We start from the raw sequence: 4,990 nt of genomic DNA on the forward strand, positions 1-4,990 counted from the left end.
CTCGTCCGCCGCGCCCACGCTTCGGGAGATGTCGCGCTCCGAGTCCGACCCCGCGCTCCGCCGCCACGCCGCCGACCTCCTCTCGCGCGAGTGGAGCGCCGCGCCCGCCCGCCGAAACCCCGCGGACGCCGCGGCCGTAACGGCAGCGTCGAACAGCGCGAGAGCCCAGGCCTTGTCCGCCGCGCTGATCCGCGAGTACGACGCGGGGGAAGGCAGAGCCGAGCGGCAGGCCGTGCTGGCCCGTCTCGCGGAATGCGGCGAGGCGGCGTCGGCGGCCAAGCTGGCGGCGGTCGCGCGAGGGGACCGCGATCCGCAGCTCCGCGCCGCCGCCTCGCGCTACCTGGCGAAGCTGGACCCCGCCCGTGCCGCCCGTCTCCAGGCCGGGGCCGCCAACCGTAGAAGCTAGAGACACGGAGCTGCGCATCTCCCGGCCGTTCGCGAGTCGCACGGCTCGCGCACCGTCGATGGCGGCTCGTCTCCCGAAGCCAGCCTGCGGAATCGTGAGATGGTGCACGACCCAGGTGGAGAGGCGCTGCGCCGGGCACGACACGAACCGTACACGAACCGGGAGGGTGGCCGCGCTTCCCGGCCGCATCCGATCTGCGCTCAAACCCTTCCGGGTCCCGCGGCATCTACACGGGACCGTGCCAGACCTTCTCCTGCCGCCGTTGACCGCATGACGCGCTTCCAGACCGCACCCGCCCTGCTGGCGCTCGCCGCCGCCCTCGCCGCGCCGCCGCTGCGCGCCCAGACCCCGGCCCCCGCGGCCTCGCGCGTGCCCGCCGCGCTCCAGGCCGTGCGCGCCGCCGCGCCCATCGACCTGGACGGCAAGCTCGACGAGGGCGTGTGGAGCACCGCGCCTGCCGCGCACGACTTCACGCAGCAGGACCCGGAAGAGGGCAAGCCGGCCACCCAGCACACCGAGGTCCGCTTCGCGTACGACGCCGACGCGCTGTACGTGGGCGCGCGCATGTACGACACCGAGGGCGCGCGCGGCGTGCGGACGCAGCTCTCCCGCCGCGACCAGCAGTCCGACGGCGACTACCTGGAGCTGGTGTTCGACACGTTCCACGACCACAGCGGCCGCACCATCTTCCAGGTCAACCCCTCGGGCGTGAAGTTCGACGCGGGCCAGGCCACCCCCAACGCCGACCCCTCGTGGGACCCGGTGTGGCGGGCCGCAACGCGCGTGGACTCGCTGGGGTGGACGGCGGAGATGCGCATCCCCTTCTCGCAGCTGCGCTTCCCGCGCGACTCGGTGCAGACGTGGGGCGTGCAGGTGTGGCGCTTCACGCAGCGCATCAACGAGAGCAGCATGTGGTCGTTCTGGCGCAAGAACGAGAGCGGTGGCCCCCCGCTGTTCGGGCACCTGGAGGGGCTGCGCATCGCCCAGCACGGCCGTCGGGTGGAGCTGCTGCCGTACGCCCTGACCCGCGCCTCGTACGTGCGCCCCACCGAGGCGGGCAACCCGTTCCAGAAGCGGAAGGCCTACGACACGCGCGTGGGCGGCGACGTCAAGGCGCTGCTCACCTCGAACCTGACGCTCGACGCCACCATCAACCCGGACTTCGGGCAGGTGGAGGTGGACCCGGCGTCGGTGAACCTGTCGGCGTTCGAGACCTACTTCGACGAGAAGCGCCCCTTCTTCGTGGAGGGCAGTGGCCTCTTCGGCTTCGGCGACTTCAACTGCTTCTTCTGCAGCAACGTGTCCAGCATGTCGCTCTTCTACTCGCGCCGCATCGGGCGGGCGCCGCAGGGGGCGGTCACGCGCGACGCGCAGTTCGTGGATGTGCCGGGCAACACGTCGATCCTGGGCGCGGCCAAGGTCACCGGCCGCACCGGCGGCGGCTTCCAGCTCGGCCTGCTGGACGCGGTCACGCGCAGCGAGGTGGCGGACGCGATCGGGCCGGACGGGACGTTCACGCAGGAGGTGGAACCGCGCACCAACTACCTCGTCGCCCGCGGCAAGCGCGTGCTGCGCGGTGGCGACGCCACGCTGGGCGCCATGGCCACCTCGGTCATCCGCAGCTTCGGCGACGACGGGCTGTCGCGCGCGCTGGGCCGCCACGCCGAGTCCGGCGGGTTGGACTGGGACGTGTCGTGGAGCAAGCGCACGTACAACGTGATGGGCAACCTGGCCGTCTCGGACGTGAGCGGCGACAGCGCGGCCATCGGGCGGCTGCAGCGCTCGTCGGCGCGCTACTTCAACCGGCCGGACCACGGCGGGCTGGACAACGGCCTGTTCACCAACCGGTTCGAGGAGGGGCTCACCTCGCTGCGCGGCTGGGGCGGCTACCTGCGGGTGGCCAAGCAGGCGGGCGACGTGCAGTGGGAGGCCAGCACCAACGTGCGCAGCCCCGGCTTCGAGACCAACGACCTGGGCTTCCTGTCGCGGGCGGACTACGTGTGGATGAACGCCAACGTGCACCGCAACTGGAACAAGCCCACCCGCTGGTATCGCAGCGTGGGCCTCACCCTGGGCGCGCAGCAGCAGTACACGTTCGAGCGCGACCTGAACGACCGGCAGCTGCACGGCTCCATCGGCGCCACGCTGCCCAGCTACTGGGACGTGGGCACCTTCTTCATCTACCATCCCGGCGTGTTCGACGACCGGCTCACGCGCGGCGGGCCCGTGGTGCGTCGGGGCGCCTACCAGTACCTCAACGCCAGCCTGAGCACCGACTCGCGCAAGAGCGTGGTGCTGAGCACCAACCCCAGCTACACCTGGGCGCAGGAGGGGCCGGCCGGCTACGAGCTGAACCTGAACGCGCGCTTCAAGCCGGCGTCCAACGTGACGGTGCAGCTGGGCCCGTACGTGAGCCGCGATGGCACCGGCGTGCAGTTCGTCCGCCGCTTCGCCGACCCCACGGCCACGGACTTCTACGGGCAGCGGATCGTCTTCTCCGACATCCTGCAGCACACCATCGCCATGGACACGCGCGTGGCGTGGACCTTCACGCCCACGCTCACCATGGAGCTGTTCGCGCAGCCGTTCGCATCTACCGGCAAGTACTTCCGCTTCAAGCAGTACGACGGCGCGCGCACGCTGGACAAGACCACGTTCGATGCGGCCCAGCTCACGGTGCTCAAGTCGCACACCGGCCGCGACAGCGTGTTCGTGCTGGACCCGGACCGCGACCCGGCCACGGCGAACTTCACCTTCTCCAACCCGGACTTCAACTTCCGCAGCCTGCGCGGCAACGCGGTGGTCCGGTGGGAGTACCGGCCGGGCTCCACGCTCTTCTTCGTGTGGCAGCAGCAGCGCAGCGGCGCCAGCCCGTTCGGCGACTTCGCCCTTGGCCGCGACGCCCGCGCCCCGTTCCGCGAGCATCCGGACAACGTGTTCGTCATCAAGGCGAGCTACTGGTTCGGCTCGTGACCTGACCCGCCACGCCGCCCGCGCATCGGGAGAGCGCCGGCACTTGGGTAGATGCAGCAGCGCCCCCGCCTCCAGAGATGGAAGCGGGGGCGCTGCTCGTTCCGGAGGATCGGGGCCGGGCGACCGATCCACCTTTGCCGATGCGAAAATCTGCATCTGCTGCGGGATGCGGTAGCACTCTGCAACGCGCTCTAACCTATGGCGCGCAAGGGTTTGGATGCGTTATCATGGGAGGCATGTTTCCCCCACATCCTCCCCGAAGGCGAGCCCCGTGCAACAGCCGCAGCAGCCCACCCCCACCCCCGCGAAGACCGTGCTGATCGTGGAAGACCAGATCGAGATGCGCGCCATCAACGCCGCATACCTGGAGCACCACGGCTACCACGTCCTCGCCGTCGGCAACGGCGCGGACGGCCTGCGCGCCGCCCGTGAGCAGCACCCCGACGTGATCCTGATGGACATCTCCATGCCCGGCATGGACGGCCTGAGCGCAACCTCACAGCTCAAGCACGACCCCAGCACCAAGGCCATCCCCGTGGTGATCATCACCGCGCACCCGTACGGCTCCGTGGGCCAGCGCGCCATCGCCGCGGGCTGCGACGGCTACATCACCAAGCCGTGCGACCCCCGCCGCGTCCTCGCCGAGGTCCAGCGCCAGGTCGGCGCCCCGTTCGCCGCCTGACCTGCCGCCGTCGCCCCGAGCCGTCGCCCCCACATCTTCGCACGGGCAGCAACGGTCACGCGCATCCCACACCGCCGGATCCGCAGTGACGTTCAAGGGTCCGTCGGCTATCTTGCTGACCAGCCCAGTCCCCATCCGTGACACGTCCGCGCATCCCACGAACGATGAACCATCCGCCGGACCCAAGCTGGTGCGCCCGCCTCCACGCTGCCCGCGCCGAGCCGCAGCCGGGGCCCACGCCTGCCGCGGAACCTCGATCAGAGCCGTCTGCGCCCACCTCGAATTCCATCGGCCGACCTTCGGCTTCGGCCGGCAGCCCGTATCGACCGCGGGAGATCCCCACGCAGCACTTCTGCGAGCTCTGCGGCGCCGCGATGTACGACAACCACTGCAAGATCGTCTGCCCCAACTGCGGCTACAAACGCGATTGCAGCGACCCGTGAGCGGAGGCGAGGGGTGGTGTCAGAGATGGCCCGCCGCGGCAGGCTGCCGGGTCCACGGTGGGCGCGAGAGCGAAGTGGTTGACAGATCATGGCGGCTTCGCTATCATTGTGGAGCGAGAAGATACCGGGCGTCGGAAATGCCTGGCCCAGTGGACACTAGGACCTGGACGCTGATCGTCCGGGTCTTTTTGTTTTTTCTCGCAACGCCCACGCGGGGGCGCTTTCAGCCCGCGATTCACCGGCAGTCGGTGGGTACGGAAATCCCGGACCTCGGCAGTCAGGAAAAAACACTAGGAGTTCGGCTATGCGTACCACCGGTACCGTGAAGTGGTTCAACGACACCAAGGGCTTCGGCTTCATCACCCCCGCCAGCGGCGAGAAGGATTGCTTCGTGCACCACTCGGCCATCCAGGGCGGCGGCTTCCGCAGCCTGGCCGAGGGCGAGCGCGTGGAGTTCGACGTCGTGCAGGGCCAGAAGGGCCCCGC

4 protein-coding genes are annotated in these 4,990 nt (G+C 70.2%); all 4 read left to right on the forward strand.

Going from position 1 to position 4,990, the window contains the following annotated elements; all coding sequences use genetic code 11:
- Positions 1-406, forward strand: a 406-nt coding sequence (locus VFE05_18155; GenBank protein ID HET6232002.1) for a hypothetical protein, incomplete at its 5' end; no start/stop codon positions are given.
- Between the two features lie 270 nt (positions 407-676).
- Positions 677-3,379, forward strand: a complete 2,703-nt coding sequence (locus tag VFE05_18160; GenBank protein ID HET6232003.1) for a DUF5916 domain-containing protein — start codon at positions 677-679, stop codon at positions 3,377-3,379.
- Positions 3,380-3,650: 271 nt separating this feature from the next.
- Positions 3,651-4,061, forward strand: coding sequence for a response regulator (locus tag VFE05_18165; GenBank protein HET6232004.1), 411 nt, complete (start codon positions 3,651-3,653; stop codon positions 4,059-4,061).
- A gap of 747 nt (positions 4,062-4,808) precedes the next feature.
- On the forward strand, positions 4,809-4,990 hold a 182-nt coding region (locus tag VFE05_18170; GenBank protein ID HET6232005.1), incomplete at its 3' end, for a cold-shock protein.

This window comes from Longimicrobiaceae bacterium (genome assembly GCA_035696245.1).
GTDB lineage: Bacteria > Gemmatimonadota > Gemmatimonadetes > Longimicrobiales > Longimicrobiaceae > DASRQW01.